The sequence below is a fragment of the Polaribacter atrinae genome (assembly GCF_038023995.1).
Taxonomy (GTDB): Bacteria; Bacteroidota; Bacteroidia; order Flavobacteriales; family Flavobacteriaceae; genus Polaribacter; species Polaribacter atrinae.
The window spans coordinates 3,363,288-3,382,105 of sequence record NZ_CP150660.1 but is presented as its reverse complement, the minus strand read 5'-3'; the positions used below and the strand labels follow the sequence as shown (position 1 = coordinate 3,382,105).

General features: G+C 28.5%; 21 protein-coding genes and 1 other RNA gene. 10 read left to right on the top strand and 12 right to left on the bottom strand.

What is annotated here, in order from left to right; translation table 11 throughout:
- The first annotated feature begins 86 nt into the window (after positions 1 to 86).
- The 3 genes from WG945_RS14730 to WG945_RS14720 all read left to right on the top strand — a co-directional run bounded on the left by WG945_RS14730 (position 87) and on the right by WG945_RS14720 (position 1,981).
- On the top strand, positions 87 to 533 hold the full coding sequence (locus WG945_RS14730) for a hypothetical protein (protein ID WP_068451437.1): 447 nt from the start codon (positions 87 to 89) through the stop codon (positions 531 to 533).
- Between the two features lie 165 nt (positions 534 to 698).
- Entirely contained in the window at positions 699 to 1,145 is a 447-nt protein-coding gene (locus tag WG945_RS14725; protein ID WP_068451434.1) for a hypothetical protein, read from the top strand.
- A gap of 353 nt (positions 1,146 to 1,498) precedes the next feature.
- Positions 1,499 to 1,981, top strand: a complete 483-nt coding sequence (locus tag WG945_RS14720) for a hypothetical protein (RefSeq protein ID WP_068451432.1) — start codon at positions 1,499 to 1,501, stop codon at positions 1,979 to 1,981.
- A 33-nt stretch (positions 1,982 to 2,014) separates the two neighbouring features.
- Here WG945_RS14720 and WG945_RS14715 read toward each other — a convergent pair whose 3' ends face one another.
- The 3 genes from WG945_RS14715 to WG945_RS14705 are packed head-to-tail and all read right to left on the bottom strand — an operon-like array spanning position 2,015 to position 3,893.
- Entirely contained in the window at positions 2,015 to 2,371 is a 357-nt protein-coding gene (locus tag WG945_RS14715) for a TfoX/Sxy family protein (RefSeq protein WP_068451429.1), read from the bottom strand.
- Positions 2,371 to 2,895, bottom strand: a complete 525-nt coding sequence (locus WG945_RS14710; RefSeq protein WP_082864289.1) for a DUF4136 domain-containing protein — start codon at positions 2,893 to 2,895, stop codon at positions 2,371 to 2,373. Before WG945_RS14710 ends, WG945_RS14715 begins: the two co-directional genes overlap by 1 nt.
- 8 nt (positions 2,896 to 2,903) lie before the next feature.
- Entirely contained in the window at positions 2,904 to 3,893 is a 990-nt protein-coding gene (locus WG945_RS14705) for a M20/M25/M40 family metallo-hydrolase (protein WP_068451425.1), read from the bottom strand.
- Positions 3,894 to 3,960: 67 nt separating this feature from the next.
- On the opposite strand from WG945_RS14705, the gene kdsA reads away from it, so the two are divergent.
- Positions 3,961 to 4,779: a 3-deoxy-8-phosphooctulonate synthase gene (gene kdsA / locus WG945_RS14700; RefSeq protein WP_068451422.1), complete on the top strand. Its 819-nt coding sequence runs from the start codon at positions 3,961 to 3,963 to the stop codon at positions 4,777 to 4,779.
- A 203-nt stretch (positions 4,780 to 4,982) separates the two neighbouring features.
- Here the strand turns inward: kdsA and WG945_RS14695 are convergent, their stop codons facing one another.
- Positions 4,983 to 5,351, bottom strand: coding sequence for a DUF5655 domain-containing protein (locus tag WG945_RS14695; RefSeq protein ID WP_068451419.1), 369 nt, complete (start codon positions 5,349 to 5,351; stop codon positions 4,983 to 4,985).
- Positions 5,352 to 5,389: 38 nt separating this feature from the next.
- Between WG945_RS14695 and WG945_RS14690 the strand changes: the two genes are divergently transcribed.
- The 5 genes from WG945_RS14690 (at position 5,390) to WG945_RS14670 (ending at position 8,918) form a co-directional block, all read left to right on the top strand.
- A complete protein-coding gene (locus WG945_RS14690; RefSeq protein WP_068451416.1) occupies positions 5,390 to 5,947 on the top strand; it encodes a hypothetical protein in 558 nt (185 codons plus the stop codon).
- Positions 5,948 to 6,056: 109 nt separating this feature from the next.
- Positions 6,057 to 6,665: a hypothetical protein gene (locus WG945_RS14685; RefSeq protein WP_068451413.1), complete on the top strand. Its 609-nt coding sequence runs from the start codon at positions 6,057 to 6,059 to the stop codon at positions 6,663 to 6,665.
- 27 nt (positions 6,666 to 6,692) lie between these two features.
- Complete coding sequence (locus WG945_RS14680) at positions 6,693 to 6,989, top strand: winged helix-turn-helix domain-containing protein (RefSeq protein ID WP_082864288.1); 297 nt, start codon at positions 6,693 to 6,695, stop codon at positions 6,987 to 6,989.
- Between the two features lie 85 nt (positions 6,990 to 7,074).
- On the top strand, positions 7,075 to 8,463 hold the full coding sequence (gene creD / locus WG945_RS14675) for a cell envelope integrity protein CreD (protein WP_068451407.1): 1,389 nt from the start codon (positions 7,075 to 7,077) through the stop codon (positions 8,461 to 8,463).
- 71 nt (positions 8,464 to 8,534) lie between these two features.
- Complete coding sequence (locus tag WG945_RS14670; protein ID WP_068451404.1) at positions 8,535 to 8,918, top strand: DUF2809 domain-containing protein; 384 nt, start codon at positions 8,535 to 8,537, stop codon at positions 8,916 to 8,918.
- Here the strand turns inward: WG945_RS14670 and WG945_RS14665 are convergent.
- Entirely contained in the window at positions 8,902 to 9,123 is a 222-nt protein-coding gene (locus WG945_RS14665) for a DUF3820 family protein (RefSeq protein WP_068451402.1), read from the bottom strand. The genes WG945_RS14670 and WG945_RS14665 overlap by 17 nt on opposite strands.
- On the bottom strand, positions 9,123 to 10,328 hold the full coding sequence (locus WG945_RS14660) for an NAD(P)-dependent oxidoreductase (RefSeq protein WP_068451399.1): 1,206 nt from the start codon (positions 10,326 to 10,328) through the stop codon (positions 9,123 to 9,125). Before WG945_RS14660 ends, WG945_RS14665 begins: the two co-directional genes overlap by 1 nt.
- Before the next feature lie 219 nt (positions 10,329 to 10,547).
- Between WG945_RS14660 and ssrA the strand changes: the two genes are divergently transcribed.
- Positions 10,548 to 10,941, top strand: a transfer-messenger RNA (tmRNA) gene (ssrA, locus tag WG945_RS14655).
- Between the two features lie 864 nt (positions 10,942 to 11,805).
- Here the strand turns inward: ssrA and WG945_RS14650 are convergent.
- The 6 genes from WG945_RS14650 to WG945_RS14625 all read right to left on the bottom strand — a co-directional run bounded on the left by WG945_RS14650 (position 11,806) and on the right by WG945_RS14625 (position 18,798).
- Positions 11,806 to 12,237 carry a hypothetical protein gene (locus WG945_RS14650; RefSeq protein ID WP_068451397.1) on the bottom strand — a complete coding sequence of 144 codons (432 nt, stop codon included), beginning with the start codon at positions 12,235 to 12,237 and terminating at the stop codon, positions 11,806 to 11,808.
- The gene (locus tag WG945_RS14645) at positions 12,237 to 12,608 is read right to left on the bottom strand and encodes a helix-turn-helix domain-containing protein (protein ID WP_068451394.1); all 372 of its coding nucleotides are present in this window, start codon (positions 12,606 to 12,608) and stop codon (positions 12,237 to 12,239) included. The genes WG945_RS14650 and WG945_RS14645 overlap by 1 nt, the downstream gene beginning before the upstream one ends.
- Before the next feature lie 11 nt (positions 12,609 to 12,619).
- A complete protein-coding gene (locus WG945_RS14640) occupies positions 12,620 to 13,144 on the bottom strand; it encodes a hypothetical protein (protein ID WP_068451391.1) in 525 nt (174 codons plus the stop codon).
- Between the two features lie 124 nt (positions 13,145 to 13,268).
- A complete protein-coding gene (locus WG945_RS14635) occupies positions 13,269 to 14,516 on the bottom strand; it encodes an McrC family protein (RefSeq protein WP_068451388.1) in 1,248 nt (415 codons plus the stop codon).
- A 2-nt stretch (positions 14,517 to 14,518) separates the two neighbouring features.
- On the bottom strand, positions 14,519 to 17,005 hold the full coding sequence (locus tag WG945_RS14630) for an McrB family protein (protein WP_068451385.1): 2,487 nt from the start codon (positions 17,003 to 17,005) through the stop codon (positions 14,519 to 14,521).
- Between the two features lie 59 nt (positions 17,006 to 17,064).
- On the bottom strand, positions 17,065 to 18,798 hold the full coding sequence (locus tag WG945_RS14625) for a hypothetical protein (protein ID WP_068451382.1): 1,734 nt from the start codon (positions 18,796 to 18,798) through the stop codon (positions 17,065 to 17,067).
- Between the last annotated feature and the right edge of the window lie 20 nt (positions 18,799 to 18,818).

Sequence of the window (18,818 nt, the reverse complement as noted above, 5' to 3'; positions counted from 1 at the left end):
TTTACCTATCAAAATAGTACGCCTTATGTTTTGAGACAAGAGTTTAAAGTTTGTAAATTTGATAAACCCCCAATCTCACATACATAATGAAGAAAATATTATTAGCCCTCAGTTTAATATTTGCTGCAAATTTAACAATGAATGCCCAAGAAATATCAGACCACGCAATTGGTGTACGTATTGGTGGCGGAAACGGTACAGGAGGAGAAATCTCTTACCAAAAACATTTAGGTGAAAATCATCGTTTAGAACTAGATTTAGGTTTAGCAAATAAATTTAATGACTTTAAATTAACAGGTTTACATCAGTGGGTTTGGAACATTGAAGAACGTTTTAATTGGTATGCTGGTGTAGGTGCCGGAATTGTTTCTGCTGATAAATTTGGTATTTATGCCGCTGGTGTTGCAGGCTTTGAGTATAACTTTAAAGCACCAATACTAATTGCACTCGATTATAGACCAGAAATTGGCTTTTCCGGTAATTCTAGTGGTTTAGTCTCTGATATCGGATTAGCTGTTAGGTATCAATTTTAAAATATTTAACTTTTTTTTTAAACCTTCTACTTTAAAAGCTAGAAGTTTTTTTTATGTGATAAATTACTATTTAAAATCTTTTGAATTAATATTTCACAGGATAAAAATCATTTAGATGAAATAATAGATATAAATTTGGAGTTTAATCAAAAAACACATAAAATTATGAAAAAAACACTTTTAATTATCGGTCTTTTGGTCGCTGGAGTATTTTCTGTAAATGCACAAGACATCTCTGAAAATGCAATTGGTCTTAGATTTAGTGGAGGAAATGGAGTTGGAGGTGAAATTTCTTATCAAAAAGCTTTAGGAGATAACAACCGTTTAGAAGTAGATTTAGGTTTAGCAAACGAATTTTCTGATTTTAAAGCAACTGGTTTATACCAATGGGTTTGGAATTTAGAAGATAGATTTAACTGGTATGCAGGTGTTGGTGGTGGTATTGTTTCTGCAAGCGGAGCAAGTATCTTTGGAGCAGGTGTTGTAGGAATTGAATATAATTTTGATGCTCCTATTTTACTTTCTTTAGATTACAGACCAGAAGTAGGTATTTCTGGTAATTTAAATGGTATAAATTCAGATATATCTTTAGCTGTAAGATATCAATTCTAAATAGAATAGTTAACATTATAAAAGATCCTCTAAATTAATTTTTAGAGGATTTCTTTTTTTACTGCTTTTACAAACCAATTAAAAATCCAGAGTTAATTGCAATCAATAATTTAAACTTATTGCTCCCAATTATAAATCAGAAATTTGCTTTTCAGTTAATTCTGATAGTCAAGTTTATAATTTAGACTTTAAAATTATTCTACCTTTTTTTCCTCTCTCGTTACTGCTAGACGTTTTTTATGTGCTAATTTTCTATTTAAAAAAACCTTTTGGATTAATAATTCATTGGATAAAGATCTTTTAGATGGAATAATACATCTAATTTTGAACTTGAATCAAAAACATATAAAATTATGAAAAAAACACTTTTAATTATCGGTCTTTTAGTAGTTGGGGCATTTTCTGTAAATGCACAAAGTATTTCTGAAAATGCAATAGGTTTACGTTTAGGAGATAATGATGGTTTTGGAGGAGAAATCTCTTACCAAAGAGCTTTAGGAGATAATAACAGATTAGAAATTGATTTAGGTATAAGAAACAATAAAAATTACGACGGTTTTAAAGCTACAGGTATTTATCAATGGGTTTGGAATATTGAAGGTGGCTTTAATTGGTACGCAGGTGTTGGTGGTGGTTTAGGAAACTATAGTGGAAAAGACAACAAGGATGATTTTTCTGAAACATTTGCTTTTGCAGCTGGAGATATTGGTATAGAGTATAATTTTACAGATGCACCAATATTACTTTCTTTAGATTTAAGACCAGAATTTGGTTTTGGAAATACTTATAATGATTTTGATAATGACATTGCATTCAGTATCAGATACCAATTCTAGATAATAAAAGATTATATAAAAAAATCCTCTAAATTAATTTTTAGAGGATTTTCTTTTTTTACTCGCTTTTGCTAGCGGATTAAAATCTAAGGCTAATTGCAACCAATAATTTAAATCTTTATCTAGATCTATTGCTTCATCAGAAAGAAATACAAAACCTTTCATACTTTTTTTGGTAAAATCCATACTTCTACAACCTTCTTTTTCTAAAGACGCTTCATAAATATCTGGATTAATTCTTGCCATAATTTGGTCTTTCATTACGCCAACACACATCTTATCATCAACCATAAAAACAAAACCTCCAAACATTTTTTTGGGGTTAAAATGAATCCCTTTTTCTCTAAAAAATAAAGAAACTCTATCTACCAAATACTCATTATAAGCCATTATTTATCATTGTTATGAGGGTACTTTTGTAAAATTTCACGAACAACCTCTTTAAAATAAGCAACTCTATCTTCTGGTTTTCTTTTTTCTTTTATTGTGGAAGTTAAAATACCTTCCCAAAATAATTCATTGGTTTTAGCGTCTACAAATTCTACAATTATTTCTTCATCTAACTTTTTCCCTCCAATTGGTATTCCGCCAGAAACACCAAAACCTCCATTTCTTCCTCCACTTCCTAAACCAATTGCAATAGTATTAGTAACTTTAGGTGCAGCTATTTTTGCTTTAAAATTGATATAAAAATCAGGCGTTTCTACTTCTTTGAATCCTAACAGTTCCATTTCTTCAAATAGAGCATCTGCTGCCCTATCTACATCAAATTCATTTAAACCTGTACCAATATCATCAAAAAAGGCATAGGTTTTATATTCCTTAAAGTTGGTATTATCATCATAATCTGTAATTACTTTAGAGGTTGAGCAACTCATTAATAAGAGTAAAATGAAGTATTGGACTTTTTTCATCAGAAATATTATTTATTTTCTTTAATCACAACTCTTGTAGGTGTATCTGTTCCATTAAGAATACTCTCTGTACCTTTAGCAACAGCCTTTATGGTTTCTGTAATAACCGTCATATTTAAAGTTTCTACTTCATCAGAAACTTGATGATAATCTTTATCAACATCTATTGGTGTGGTAGAAAAAGTATGTGAAGGAACCCCTAACCTAGCCAAAGAAGCATTGTCTGATCTAAAAAATAAATTAAACTTTTTATACGGGTCTGGAAATAACTGATATCCTGATCCTTCTAAATTTTTCTGAATAATTTTACCAAAATCAGATCTTTCAAAACCTGTTAACCAAGCTGTATTAGGACCAAAACTTGGTACTTTACCAATCATTTCTAAATTAATACCTGCAACAAATTTATCTGCATCAATACCTTTTCCAAAATGAGTAGAACCAATTAATCCCATTTCTTCAGCGGTAAAAGCCACAAAAAGAATAGTTCTTTCATTGTTCCCTTCCGCTTTAAAATATTCTGCCAAGGCCAAAACACCTGTTACTCCAGAAGCATCATCATTTGCGCCATTATAAATACTATCTAATTGTCCTTCCTTTTTACTGATACCTAAATGATCGTAATGTGCAGTGATAATCACAAATTCGTTTTTCTTAGATTTCCCTTCTAAAACACCAATAATATTACTTGTTGTAATTTCTTTTTTAGATCTTTTATCGGTAAACGTAAATGTTTGTCTGTAATTTTTTAAAGTATCATACGTAGACAATCCAATTCTTTTAAACTCGTTTTCTATGTATTTAGCCGCTTTTTCAATTCCAGGAGTTCCGGTTTTTCTACCTTCCATATCATCAGAAGCTAATGTATAAAGATGTTTTTTTACAGTAATAGAATCTATCTTTGCTACTTTTTTTTCGGTTTTAATTACTTTTGAACTTTCTTTGCAAGAGAAAATAAATGCAAACAAAAGGACATAAATTAAGCTAATTTTCTTCATTATAATTGATTTTTAAAAGGCTAAATATAGCTAATTTTATTTCGTATTTTTGCTAAAAATATATAATATGGATTTATCTCTTATACCAAACATAAAACATACCAATTCTAATAACTTTTTTTTACTTGCTGGTCCTTGTGCCATAGAAAGTGAAGAAATGGCAATGAGAATTGCAGAAAAAGTAATTACCATTACAGACAAATTAGAAATTCCTTATATTTTTAAGGGGAGTTTTAAAAAAGCCAATAGAAGTAGAATTGATAGTTTTACAGGAATTGGAGATGAAAAAGCATTGAAAATTTTACGTAAAGTTTCAGAAACTTTTAATGTACCAACTGTTACCGATATTCATGAAGTTTCAGATGCTATAAAAGCCGCAGAATATGTAGATGTTTTACAGATTCCTGCTTTTTTAGTGCGTCAAACAGATTTAGTTGTTGCTGCTGCACAAACAGGTAAAGTTGTCAATTTAAAAAAAGGACAATTTATGAGTCCGGGTGCTATGAAACATGCAGTTCAAAAAGTAAAAGATGCGGGTTCAGAAAAAGCGTGGATTACAGATAGAGGAACCATGTTCGGTTACCAAGATATGATTGTAGATTTTAGGGGAATCCCAGAAATGCGAAAATTTGCACCAACAATTTTAGATGTTACCCATTCTTTACAACAGCCAAATCAAGTTGCGGGAGTTACAGGTGGTAGACCAGATATGATTGAAACTATTGCCAGAGCAGGAATTGTAAATAACGTTGATGGTTTATTTATAGAAACTCATTTTGACCCTGCAAATGCAAAATCTGACGGAGCAAACATGTTACATTTAGACAATTTAGAAGGTTTATTAACCAATTTGGTTGCTATTAGAAAAACGATTAATAGTTTATAAAACAAACTTTTTTTGGGCGTTTTAACAGGCTTTCACTACTCGCTTTTTTTATAAAAAAGATAAAAGAGCTCAAACAAGCCGTTCAATCCTTAACGCACTTATTTGATAAATTAATTACATAAACCCTACAAGGTCTTTCTTTAGATCTTGTAGGATTTTTTTTATCTTATAAAACTAAAAAAGACATTAAAATCTTATAAAAATCACTTTCCGAAAAAACCTTTTGTAGTTTGTTGATATGCTTCTGCTAAAACAGAAACCAATACTTCTGCATCAATATCACTTACCTCTTTATAACGCAACGATTTTACTACTTTTCTTTTATCAGAAATTACAAATTCGTTAAATTTCTGTAATTCACTATTGGTATAAAAACCAACATCTACATATCCTTTCTTTTTAGACGGATTTAAATAACAAAATGGTTTTTCATTTAAATAATAAAAAGGCATTTTCCATTTAAATTGTAAATCAACCTCAGCAAAATTTGTTTCAATTAAAATTTGCAAATGCATAATAATTGATTTGAAAGGTTCTGATTGCTTTAATATGTATTCTTCTACAGGTTTCATTTGTGTATATTCGCCGAAAGTTAAAAAACAACGGTTACATGAACGATAATATAAAAAATAATTTCTCTTTAAAAGGATTTACAAGCATTTTAATTGGTGCTTACTTTTTTCTTGCTGGCTTTTTTATAGAAACCGTATTAAAAAGTTCTTTAATTGAAGAAAATCCTTTAACTAATTTAGTTTCAGACAATATAGAAACATCAATTATTGTTATTGTCTTACTCGTTTTTCTGTTCTCCTCTTTAACTTTATTTTTTACAGGAAAAAGAAATGCTAAAAAATTACAAGTCCAACTTTGGAATGATCAAACCAAAATAGCATTAAAAAAATATATGCTTGCATTTGTTGTAATCATTACCTCGCTACTAATTTTAATAAATCTTGGTTTAATAGAATACATTACTCCTACTTTCCTTATTTTATATGGACTTTTACTATTTTTAGTAAAGAATAAAGGTCAACAAAACTTGTTATACTTGGCAAGTTTAAGTGTTTTTTTAGCAGTTATCTGTTTTTTAATACCTACGTATTGGGCCTCTTCTATTTCTATTTTAGGGATTGCACATGTAGCTTATGGTGTTGTTGTAAAAGAATAATGGCTGATTGATTAAACCCAAATAGTTAAATATCAAAATCATATTTTAAAACTTTTTTTGTGCAATTCAAAATTTTACATTTACTTTGTAATTCAAAGTTCTTTAAGAAATGAGTCAAGAAGATTATTTAAGAGACATATCAGAAATTAAAAACTTAATGAGTAAATCATCAAAATTTATTTCATTGAGTGGTTTGTCTGGTATTTTAGCAGTAATTTACGCTTTAATTGGCGCTGGGTATGCATATTGGTTGGTAGCACAAAAAGGAGGTGGAATTCTTACTTTAGACGGCGAAGTTTTTCGTTTGGCATTAATAGATTTACTTTTAGTTGGAGCTATTAGTGTAGGAACTGCGATTTTTTTAACTACACGCAAAGCCAAAAAGAATAATGAAAAAATTTGGGATCCTTTAACGAGAAGATTATTATTCAATTTTATGATTCCATTAGTAGCTGGCGGAATTTATATCATCGTTATTTTAAACCAACAACGTTACGGACAAACAGGTGCTCTTATGTTATTGTTTTATGGTTTGGCATTATTTAATGCCTCAAAATTTACTTTGGGCGACGTAAAATATTTGGGGCTTACTCAGATTGTTTTAGGTTTATTATCTGCTATTCTTCCTGGTTATGGTTTTTGGTTTTGGGTACTTGGTTTTGGAGTAATGCACATTGTATATGGAGTTGTTATGTATTTTAAATACGATAGAAAATAACCTTTTTTAATAATAAATAAACCTTAGTTGAAAAATATAATTCTAAATATTAATAAAGCTTTTGATCACCGAATACGACTTGGTATTATGTCTGTTTTGATGGTGAATGAATATGCAGATTTTAATACATTAAAAGAATTATTAGGTGCCACAGATGGTAATTTAGCCAGTCATACAAAGGCATTAGAAAAAGTAGATTTTATAAAAGTTGAAAAACAATTTATTGGCAGAAAACCAAACACAAAATACTTAGCAACCGAATTAGGTAAAATGGAATTTAAAAAGCACATTGAAGCACTCGAAAAATTAATTAAAAACAAATAAAGCTATTTTTTTACACACCTACTTTGAATTTCAAAGTTCTTTTAAATATTAAATAAACCAATCAATTATAAATAAATTAATAACTATGGAAACAAATAATCAACAAAAAGGAAAATTTGGTAGATGGGTAAAAACCTCTATTACCGCAAGAATGTTAATGGTAGGAATATTAATACTTGTATTGATGATTCCGCTCTCTTATATTAAAAGTTTAATCTACGAAAGAATGATACGCCAACAAGAGGTTGTTAGTGAAATCAATCAAAAATGGGGAGAAGAAGTTCTAATTTATGGTCCTATTTTAAAAGTACCTTATAAAACATATTCAGAAAAAACGATAACAAACCCAATTACTAAAGAGGTACAAAAGGAAACAATTACCAAAATAAAATATGCTCACTTTTTCCCTAAAAAATTGGTAATAAATTCAACCATTAACCCAGAAGAAAAAACGAGAGGAATCTATAAAACCGCCGTTTATAAAAGTAGCATAGCTATTAATGGAAGTTTCTCTAAACCCGATTTTTCTGAAATAGAAATTAACGACCAAGATATTCTTTGGGAGAAAACAAGAGTAATTATTCAATCTTCAAATTTAAAAGGAGCCGCTAGTTTGTTTGAAATTCAGTTTCATAAAAACAAGTATCAGTTAACCTCTAAGAACTTTAAAAATACAGATTATCAAATAGCCTACAATACGGATTATTTAGATTTAAACGAATTAGAAAGTAATAACTTACAACTTTTAGATGTACCAAACGGAAAGAAAACTTCGTTTGCGTTAACCATAAAAATGAAAGGTAGTAAACAAATTCGGTTTATACCAGTAGGTCAAGAAACAGATGTTAGCATCAATTCTGATTGGAAAACAGCGAATTTTATTGGAGAATATTTACCTCATAATTCTGATAAAATTACAGAAAATGGTTTTAATGCTAAATGGAAAATTTTAGATATCAACCGACCTTTTTCTCAAGAATACTTTAACGGAATTCCTAATTTAAAAAACTATGCTTTTGGAGTTAATTTTTTAATTCCTGTTGATGAATATCAAAAAAGTGAACGTTCTGCTAAATATGGGTTTTTAGTTATTGGACTTACGTTCTTAATTTTCTTTTTGATACAATCTATGAGTAAAATAAACATCCATCCGTTTCAATATTTAATGATTGGTATTGCATTAACCATGTTTTACACCTTATTAATATCTATTTCGGAACATAGTAGTTACCTAAAAGCTTATTTAATTGCAGGAGCTTCCGTTGTTACTTTAATCACTTTATACTCTAAATCAATCTTGAAAAACATCAAGTTTCCAATTTTTATTGGAATTTCATTAACGGCATTATACACCTTTATTTTTGTCATTATTCAGTTAGAAAATTATGCATTGTTAGTAGGCAGTATTGGTTTATTTGTAATTCTGGCAGCGGTTATGTTTGCTTCAAGAAAAATAGATTGGGAAAATAGTTAGAAGTTTAAATATTAAAAAAGGCTGTCTAAAAAATAGAAAACTTTTAAAACAGCCTCTTTTATAAAATAAAAATGATGATACAATTTAATTTAAAATATTTTACAGCATTTATTTTACTGTTGATAATAGAAATACTGATAGAAAGATTTGCTTCTGGTTTTCTAAGATTTACAATTGGTGATTATTTAGCTGTTATGTTGGTCTATACTTTGATAAAAAGTATCGTAGAAATATCGATAGAAAAAGCAATTTTAATAACTTTTATAATCGCTTTTAGCATTGAATTTCTTCAATTATCAGATTTACAAAACAACTTTCCAATAGCCTATTCTAAAACATTAAAAATAATACTAGGCACCTCTTTTAGTATTGGAGATTTGGTTGCGTATACTTTAGGAATTATCAGTATAATTTTAGTAGAAAAACATCTAATAAAAACTAAAACTGACGTCTAATTTTTCTTATAATATCTTCTAATCCATTTAATTGAAGCTCATAGACTAACTCCATTTGTTTCCCTAATTTTCCGTTAGGAAAACCTTTGTTTTTATACCAAACAATGTAATGTTCTGGTAAATCTATAAGGTATTTGCCTTTGTATTTACCAAATGGCATTTTCATGTTTGCTAAATCTATCAAAAATTGTCTGTCTTCAGTCATTATTCTTTTCCTTCAATATAATCTTGTAAATAAGAAAAACGTGGGGTCAATTTTCCGTTTTCTGTCATTTTTGCTCGTTGTAAAACGCCCTCTTTGTCATTATTATAAAAAGCAGGAATAACATTTTGTAAAAACATTTCTCCAAAACCTTCGCTCGCATCTTTTGGCAATTCACAAGGTAAATTGTCTACTGCCATTACAACAATAGCTTCTTTGTCTTTAAAATTAACTTCAGATTCTGTTTGTGGATTGTAACCATAAATAGGGTCTGCAATCGTTGATGCTTTTATGGTAGATGCCACCGGCCCATCTACATCACAAGAAATATCTGCAACAAATTTTATATGAAAGTCTTTAGCTTTTGCGTCTTCTCTTGTAAACAAATAAGGTGCTCCGTTGCCGTAAAAATGACCAGCGATGAAAAAATCTGTTACTTTAGCAAAACGCATAAAATCAGATTCATACTTTTCTGGATGATCATAAAAATCAAAATTATCTAGTATTTGTCCGTCTTTACGCTTGTTATAATCTAACACATCTGCCAAACAATAAACAGGCTCGTTAAACGAGTTTTTTAAATATTCATCTACAGAAACTTCTTTAATAGACATTGCATCTAACATTTCTTTTGCTCCGTAAGCTACTTTTCCGTTACCTGTTAAAAGAATTTTTATGTTTGGTAATTTTATTTTCTTTAATTCAGAAATTAGTTCTTGTTGACTCTCTAAAGTTTTTGCTTTTGGTAAATTAAAGGTTTCGTTTGTTAAACCAATTGCTCTAAAACCATTGTAAGCACCAACTATACCTGCATAACGCCCAAAACCAATTAAACGCATTCCGTTTTCACCTACAATCGTTTCATGATCGTATAATTCTATATTTTTTTCTAGAATAGCTAATAACAATTTTCTGTTATAGGGTTGCTTTTTAATAGTGTGACTAAAGAAAAAATATTTTTTATTGTTGATTAAAGCCTCAATTGGCACTTCTTTGACACCTAATAAAACATCGCAGTCTGACACATTTTCAGTTACCTCTAATCCTGCAGCTTTATAAGCTTCGTTAGAAAACACTCTAATATCTGAAGACTCTACTTTAATAACCGCTTCCGGATAGTTTTTCTTAAATTCCTGTAGCTTTCCTGGTGAAAAAACAACTCTTCTATCTGGGGGATTTTTACGTTCTTTTATAATGCCAAACTTCATAATTTTAGTGTTTTTAGAGACCTTTAGACAAGTTCTGTAGGATTGGTATAATATTTGCTCGAAGATATTAGAATTTATGGTGATAAGCAACTGTATTTTTTATACTTTTGCAGACCGCGTTAAGGATTGAAGTGACATCCTTTTTAATTTTTCATTAAAAAGATATAACGGAAAGCCTGACCACACTTTTTTGTGCGGTAACGCCCAAACTATTAAAACGGGGACGACTGGTTTTGACAGCGAGGACAGTGAATTTGTAAGCATACCGAGTTATGAAATAACACTCGTAAAACCTAATTTCAACTTTTTAAACGGCGAAGATAACTACGCTTTAGCTGCTTAATCCGAATCACAGTAGGATTGGCCTCGGCACACTAGGTGTGCAAGCTTTATGTCCACGAATAGCCTTGATTTACGGCGATTCACTTTTGGGCATCGTAAAAGTAAATATAGAAAATTTGAAGCTTCGGCAAATTTTTGAAACTAAAGAAGATAAGCTAAAGGCAGATTGTTCTTAATCAACCTTTAGTCGAAAATTAAGAAAGAACTAAGTATGTAGAAAGCTTTTTGGCTGCTCGTTTGGACCCGAGTTCGATTCTCGGCGTCTCCACTTTTAACCCTGTAACCAATTGATTTACAGGGTTTTATTTTTTCAAGTGTTGTTTTGGGTGCTGTTTTTTGTTTTACCCCCTAATCTTTAATAAGTAGTTTTTTTTACAGAAAGACACTTTTAAGTAAAAAAATTCTTAATTAATTCTCTAAAACATTAATCTTGAAGTATTAAAACTACTTTTTTTAATACTTTTAACACTACTCAAATTAAAAGGCTATAGTAGAAACTTGAATCAACAGTGTAATGCTTTTATTAGTAAAATAGAAATTGAATTATACTTAGGATCTAAATTAATCTATTCATATTCTTCTATAACATTACTAACAGAAATTAATTTATCGTCAACATCTTTCCCTAAATCTAATTGTTTTATTAGCTCTTTTAATTCAATATTTGCTTTTATATAATCTTTTTTTGTAATTATAATATTTTAAAGGGCTTCTAGTAATTTTGGTGTACTTAAGCTGTAAACTTTACTTTTCTTTTGACTTTTGTTTATTGATTAAATGTACAAATATTTTTAAGTGATTTTAATTAAATAATATTAGTCACTCATAATATCTAATTTTTATAAAAATAAAGTCATAAAGACGATTATTTAAATGTTATTATTAATAATATCATAGGTTAGTGCTGGATGTACGGCTATAATATATCTAATAGCTTTGAAGAGTTTTGTGTTTTATGAAAACAATATTAAAAATTACTTTTTATAGTTGTGTTTGAGTGTGAGAAAATACAAACTATAAAATGCAATTACCTTTAGAATATTAAAACGTTAAACTTAGTACGGTAAAGCGGAACAGGACAAAAGACAAGTCTTTATTGTTTTTTTTTATAAATTTGCTTTTGTACTGTGGTGATTTATTCTTTCTTTTTAGATGCTAACATTTTTAATGGAGATACTACAGGTAAAATCATTCCTTTAAAGTTAGTTTCTTGTAACTGCTGAAAAATAAGACCTCTTGCTGTAGAAAAACTAATGCCTAACAACGTTGCTATAAATTGTCCAGAAAATAGTGGCATTTTATTGTCATCTAATACATAGTGATTCTCTAAATCGGTAATATTATAATGAAAGTCTATATGGAATTTAACACCTATTTCTTGATGCGATAACAAGTTTATAAATAACTCAATTTTAATACGTTCGTCTTTTAGGTTGTGCTTTGTGTTATGTGCAACACTAAATTCAAGCTTTAAATTTTTATCAATTGTTTTGTCATTAATGTACGTACTAACAACATCAATATGAAATAGCTTTATCTTATCTGGTATGATTACGTTTTCTGCCATTATACAGCTTCTTGCGTGTAATATGTTTGTTCATAATTATCTATAGCTACCGCTAAATCTTTAGAACCACCATCTACTTTACCTAAATAAATATATTTAGGCTCTGGATTCATTAAATTTACACCTAAAGCTACTTCCATTTTTGTAATGCTTTTTAATGTAAGGTTATGTAAACCTGATAACCACTTTGTAACTTCAGACGGTCTTTTACCTAACATTTTAGCAAACTCTTTTTTGTTTATACCACGAGTTTTCAAAACAGCACAAACTTCTTGAGTAATCTCTAAATTACGCTCAATAAATCTGTCTATTTCTGGATTTTTATTTTCTTCTAACCAGTTGTTAAGTATGTTTTCTTTAGGAAATTCCATTTTTGTTTGTTTTAATAATAAAGAATAAAATCTTCATCACATTTAATTAAAGTGCAATCTTCGTTCCAAATAATATCGTTTTCTCTAAAAGCGTTATCAATGGCTTTAGTTAGTGTATTTGCTAAATTAAAATGTTTTCTAACATTTGGACAATCTTGTGCTTTTTGTGTTGTTTTTATATCTCCACTAAAGAGAAAAACAACGTTTGGATTTGCTTTTAAACAATATAACCTTAAATTATTTGCCTTTTTCTTACCATATTCCACATAGTAAGGTTTCCGGTCTTTGCCAATTGGCGGTAATGCTGAAGTGTCTGCATTTTTTGCTTCATTTCTAAAAAAACGATTTTGTGCACCATATTTTTCACCTATAAGTTGTAACCATTTTTGAATATGATATAACTTGTTTTTATTTTCAAGTGTATGCTTTTCAACAAATTCTTGATAAAGTGTTACATCATTATCTTCTAAACAAACAGAATAATAAGCTACTGTTTTTAATTTGAATAATGGTTTTATGTGTGCAAAGTTATTCACTTATAAGTTAATTTACAAATTTATTTCACTTAAAAGTGAATTTTAACGTTTATTTAAATATTTTGAAGTCCAAAAATACCATTATTAAAACTGTATTTATAAGGTTTAATCTAATAGTTATCAACTAAAAAACAAGCATAAACTTCTCAAATATTTCATCAGCAATATTTTTACTTTCTCTTAATCCATTTTCATCTATAATATTTATAAACCCCAATTTACATTGATTAACCTCGTTTTCATTTGGAATATGATGGTAACTTCCAAAGATACTATCTTCTTGATTTATTTTAGGATACAATAACATACTCTTTCCTGCTTTCCAAAATAGATTGTATGCAAACATTTGCTTTAAATCATCATCAGATGGTTTGTAAGAACTTACAATTTTCCATTTAGTATCAATGATATAGGTTTCATCATTATGTTTTATTATTATATCTGGTTTTATTCTTTTTGATTCCCAAAACCTTGTTGAATTTTGAGGAGATACATAATAGTCTTTTGGTTTGTGCTTTTGTAATATTCTATACACATATTCTTCCCATAATTTATTCATATCAAAAAGTAATGTTAGCATATTATCATTACCAGAATTAAGGTTAGGAGAATAATTTAATATTATCATTTTAGCAATATCAATTGCTTTATTATAAGGTTGAGTTTTTCTATTTGGTATTATTTTTGAAAAATGAGAACTATTAATATTTACTTCTTTAAAGTCAGAAAAATGAAATAGAATTCTATTCAATTTGTCTTTAAGATTAGAACTTAAAAAACTGTTTAAAATCTTTAACCCTTTATATAATATTTGATGTGTTAAGTGGTCTTTATCATAGACTTGATGTTCACAATAAAAACGTTCTTTATGTATAGTATTCTTTTGAATATTTTTCGTAAAAACCAACTTACCTTTTAAAGCTAATTGATTTTCTTGAACTCTTCTATATTTTTTAATCAATCCTTTTTGAATGAGTTCTTCAATTTCATTTAAATACATTTCAAAATACACCTCTAAAATTGAGTTGTATCTCTTCTTTAAAGCAGTTTCAGATATATTATCTACATTGATATGCTTACATACTTTAAGCATATTTAATAAGACATTTTGCCACGTTTGTTTTTGTAATTCTGAATTAGAATTATCCTTATCTACTTTAGGAAGTATTTCAATTGTTAAACCGTTAATCTGTATTACACCAACATAACTATTGAATTTTATTCCTCTGTGAATTATTGTATAATATTTATTATCGTTCTTCTCATTAAATTTGACCATAGCATTAAAATGACTTTCAGTAAAATCGTTTTCTTTGCTATCAAATTTTAATTTTTGATATTCAAATACTTGTATGAGATTTTTCTTACCCACAATTATTGCTCATAAATTGAAATAAAAGTATTTCTATCCCAGTTATCTTCACCTGTAAAAGTGTAAACTGCTTTTTCTCTTAAATTCTCTGCATCTTCATATTTTTCTGTAAAGTTTTTGGCGAAAGAAATTTTATCCTCATCATCTTTTAATTTAATAAATCCATCACCTAAAACCAACCCAATTTTACCATAATCTCCAAAAAAGTATTCTTCTAATAATGGAATTACTTTGTTTTTAAAGGTTTGTTTTAAATCTTCAATACTTTCAATTTTCATAAAATAGGAATGTCCTATTTTATGGTCTTTATCAATTAGTAATTCTATTCTTTCATTAATGGTTTGTAATAGTTTTCTTAAATTAATATTTTCCATTTCATTTTCTGTTAACATTGCAATATTTGGTACAACTTCTGTAAATGAAAATCTTCTTCTTAAAGCTGTGTCTAATGCTTCTACACTTCTGTCAGCTGTATTCATAGTACCAATGATGTAAAGATTTGAAGGTACACTAAATTCATCTTTAGAATATGGTAATGTGATTTTTATACTTTCCTTTTCATCAATACGTTTATCATCTTCTAACAATGTAATTAATTCACCAAAAACAGCAGAAACATTACCTCTGTTAATTTCATCAATAATTAAAATATAGTTATTTAAAATAGTTGGCACATCTGTGTGTGGTTTATATTTTTTTAAATATGCTAAAATTGGTGGATAGTAAATACCAACACCAGTTGGTCTATTCTTTCCTTCATCATAAAAAATCTCTCTTAACGTATTTATACTTAATGTGTGATTTGTGCCTCCACTTGCTTTTTTAAATTGAATAGATTTATTTGTAAAGCCAATAATTGTAAAATCATTGCCATCGGTTTTCATAGGAAACTTTATAGAATCGTCTTCTTCCCATTCTTCCTTTAACCGACTAAATACAGAATCGAAGGCTAACTCTTTTTCAAATCTTTTGTTGTGAGCCTCCCAATTATCCTTTGCTTTATCACTTATCAATTTAAAAACACCATCTTCTACCTCATAAGTAACTTTTTCGTTTTCAGTTTTTGGTTTTATACCTTCTACAAAATCTTCATAACTCATAGATTGATGAAAAGTAGTAAAAACAATTTGACCTTTTTCGCAAAGTCTATCATATTCTTTTACTATTTCTTCTCTTCTTTTAATGACAGACCAGTTTTTATCATAGATTAAATTTGGATTTGAAATTAGAACAGCTAACTCTTTTGTTTTATATGTTTTTCCTGTACCAGGAGGGCCATATAAAATCTGATTTTTCGGAATTTTTAAATCTTTCATAATACTTGTTTCATTTGAAGATGAATCATTTAATTTTTTTATTTCTGGATAAAAATCCATTAAAAAATCAATATTTTTTACAGTCTGCAGTATTAAATCTTCCCAGTTATTAAAACTTTCTGACTTGTGCCTTTTAACTATTTTTGATTTTAAAAAATCTCCTCTATAATTTAGATACTTATTTAATAATTCAGGGTTATTTGATAAGCCAACTGTATCTATCTTTACGTTAAAGTGAAAATCATCATCTAACCCAAGAGTTATTGCTAACCATTTATCTTTTTCATCTTTTTTTGTTGGATATAGTTTTGCCCACAAATAACCATCAAAATTGTTTGCTTGATTAGTTGGTTTTTTTAAAATATGTTTACCTCCGTTTGGAAATACATTTTTCTGTATTCTATTTAACCAATATTCTAACTTTTTATAGGCTGTTTTTAATTCTGTATAAGTATTATCTAAATCTTTATTAGCTCTATCTGAACGTACACCTTTGTACTTATTAAGTAGTTCAAATTCTCTGTGGGTGAAAAATTCCATTTTGTGAGTTATTGTTAAACTTTGTTTAAGACTATTTTCAATATTTTTATTATTAATAGAGTTTATTTCATCTAAAAAAATAAAATAATTTTTTTTACCTAAAATAGCTTTTGGTCTTCCATTACCTTTTATCTTATCATATTCAAAAAATACTCTATTATTTTCTCTATTTACCCCATAAATATTTTCTTGTAAAAAGTTCTTTAATTCTTCGATATTATTATTTAACTTAAATAAATCTCTTGAATCAAAAAAACTATTTATTTCATCTAATTTAATTTCAATCTCTTCTACTGAATTACCATAATAATCTTTGTAAGAATTTGCTCCATTTATTAATAACCAGTTTGCAAATTTACTTTTTAATGAACCTGTTTTTTTAAAACAATTAAAACCAAGTTTATTTAAAAAAGTTCTGGATTGAATTGAGTTAAATTCATTGGAACTCAACTCTTCATTATTAGCATATTTATTAGCAATAGATATTACATATTTTGGTGGATATTCTTTTTCATTATATAATAATGCATATTCAGTAGCACTTCTTCTTGAGTTTGATATACCATATTTATCTATTTCTTGTAAAGCAGAAATTATATGCTCTTTATTTATATTGTTTGATATGTTACTCATAGCTTTCTAAATTCTTCTCTATTTCATCTTTATATGTTGATAAAAACCACTCTAAAGTTTTATTCTTTTTCCCAAGTTCTCTTTGAAAGAAACTTTCGTGCTGACTTATATCGCTTTTCAAGGAGTTTAAGCTCTTGGTAATTGTTACCCACTCTTTGTACTTCCAGTAAATTTGTAAATTCTTTGGAAAGTTCTCTGGCATTACTTTCAATTTCCCTATTAAATTCTTTTCTAGCTGATTCTTCAATATTTCCTTCTTCTTTTCTAATTCGTTCTTTTTCTGACTCTGAAATTTCCAAAAACTCTGCTGTTTCTCGTTTAATTCTTTTAATTTCTGATTCTTCAAACTTGATTTTTCCTTCAAATTCATTAGATAAGGCTCTTTCAAGGTCTTTATTTTTTTCTCTTGTTGATTTAATTCTTGATGAGATAATTGCTTCTTTATATCTAAATCTTTCAGAAACTTCTCTTGGTATATCATTGTACGATATTCCAAGTGTTGTAATAATGCGTTCTGTAGCAAGTATTTCTCTATCAAAGGAGTCTCGAATTGTTTCTTCAAGACTATCGATTTCTTCTTTTTCTCTTCTAATAGAACCGCTAAATTTATTTTGTACTCTTTCTCTAATTTCAGTCTCAAAGTCAATCTCTTCTCGTTCAATTCTTTTAATTTCTTCTTCTTCAATTCTGATATTTTCGATAAGTTCTGATCTAAATTTTTGGTCGACACTTGCGTTGTAGATAGCATCTTCAAGTCTTCTCTTTTCTGCAAAATATCTTCTTTCCAGTTCTGCGTATTCTTTATCCTCTTGGTCTTCTTCGTTTGAATTTCTAGCAAGTGCGACTCTTCTATTTGATTCTTCCAAGTCTCCCAATCTCTGATTTTCGATTTCTGTATTTCTCTCAACCTTTTGTATTTGCTGGTTAAGTCCGAGTTCAGTTGTTCTGTATTGTTCTGATTGTAAATTTCTCTTAACGCTACGTATGAGCCAATTAATTTCTGTTTGTCTGCATCTGAAATCTTCTTCAAAAAAGATTCTATCGTTATCATTAATCTGTGATAAGTCTTCTGTATCTTTTCTGAATATTGGAATGTACTCTGTGTTGGCTTCTTTTTCATTATAGACCCATTTATATGTTCTTGATGATTTTAATGCTTTTTCAATGTCTGCTTCAGATTTTCTTGGAATATTTATTTGAAGTGTATCAATACCTAATCTTGATAACTTTAAAAATTTATCTGGTTTTATTTTACTGTACACAATAAATTCAATAAATAATATTGGTTTATTATCTTTATTAAAGAATGTAACATCTGGTCTAATCAGTAAATCTTTATCTGTAATCGTTCGGTTTTTACCCCATTCAATTACCCCATCTTCATTTTCGTAAAAGGATAATTCTGCCTTTGTATAAGCTGCCTCAATTTTCCTTCTACTTTCAATTTTCATTGGAAATAAATTTTCATCAGAATCTAAAGGAGGGTATTTATATATAGCAGGAGCATTCACATATTTTAGCTCATTAAGTATTGTACGTGCTATTTTCTCTCGGTAAACTTGACTTGCTCTTACGCATTCAATTTTTTCTTTATTGACATCTGTAGCGTGATGACTAAAATAAGAAAGCCAATTAGGGTTTTTCTTTTGAATGTTGGCAACCATTTGTGCGTGGCAACCTAAACACCTAAATCCTTTTAAACCGCTTTCGGCGTCTGATATATGAATGTTTTTACCATGCTTTTCTGAATAAGCCCAATCACTTTTAAAATCCTTTTTTTTTTCTTTTGCCATAGCAGTAGCAACTTTTTTTT

Bases quoted from the DNA above. Each gene is read 5' to 3' on its own strand.
- WG945_RS14730 (WP_068451437.1), top strand. From the start codon at position 87: ATGAAGAAAATATTATTAGCCCTCAGTTTAATATTTGCTGCAAATTTA.
- WG945_RS14710 (WP_082864289.1), bottom strand. From the start codon at position 2,895: ATGAAAAAAGTCCAATACTTCATTTTACTCTTATTAATGAGTTGCTCA.
- creD (WP_068451407.1), top strand. From the start codon at position 7,075: ATGGAAACAAATAATCAACAAAAAGGAAAATTTGGTAGATGGGTAAAA.
- WG945_RS14670 (WP_068451404.1), top strand. From the start codon at position 8,535: ATGATGATACAATTTAATTTAAAATATTTTACAGCATTTATTTTACTG.
- WG945_RS14720 (WP_068451432.1), top strand. From the start codon at position 1,499: ATGAAAAAAACACTTTTAATTATCGGTCTTTTAGTAGTTGGGGCATTT.
- WG945_RS14715 (WP_068451429.1), bottom strand. From the start codon at position 2,371: ATGGCTTATAATGAGTATTTGGTAGATAGAGTTTCTTTATTTTTTAGA.
- WG945_RS14625 (WP_068451382.1), bottom strand. From the start codon at position 18,798: ATGGCAAAAGAAAAAAAAAAGGATTTTAAAAGTGATTGGGCTTATTCA.
- kdsA (WP_068451422.1), top strand. From the start codon at position 3,961: ATGGATTTATCTCTTATACCAAACATAAAACATACCAATTCTAATAAC.
- WG945_RS14630 (WP_068451385.1), bottom strand. From the start codon at position 17,005: ATGAGTAACATATCAAACAATATAAATAAAGAGCATATAATTTCTGCT.
- WG945_RS14690 (WP_068451416.1), top strand. From the start codon at position 5,390: ATGAACGATAATATAAAAAATAATTTCTCTTTAAAAGGATTTACAAGC.
- WG945_RS14665 (WP_068451402.1), bottom strand. From the start codon at position 9,123: ATGACTGAAGACAGACAATTTTTGATAGATTTAGCAAACATGAAAATG.
- WG945_RS14685 (WP_068451413.1), top strand. From the start codon at position 6,057: ATGAGTCAAGAAGATTATTTAAGAGACATATCAGAAATTAAAAACTTA.
- WG945_RS14695 (WP_068451419.1), bottom strand. From the start codon at position 5,351: ATGAAACCTGTAGAAGAATACATATTAAAGCAATCAGAACCTTTCAAA.
- WG945_RS14660 (WP_068451399.1), bottom strand. From the start codon at position 10,328: ATGAAGTTTGGCATTATAAAAGAACGTAAAAATCCCCCAGATAGAAGA.
- WG945_RS14645 (WP_068451394.1), bottom strand. From the start codon at position 12,608: ATGGAATTTCCTAAAGAAAACATACTTAACAACTGGTTAGAAGAAAAT.
- WG945_RS14705 (WP_068451425.1), bottom strand. From the start codon at position 3,893: ATGAAGAAAATTAGCTTAATTTATGTCCTTTTGTTTGCATTTATTTTC.
- WG945_RS14725 (WP_068451434.1), top strand. From the start codon at position 699: ATGAAAAAAACACTTTTAATTATCGGTCTTTTGGTCGCTGGAGTATTT.
- WG945_RS14650 (WP_068451397.1), bottom strand. From the start codon at position 12,237: ATGGCAGAAAACGTAATCATACCAGATAAGATAAAGCTATTTCATATT.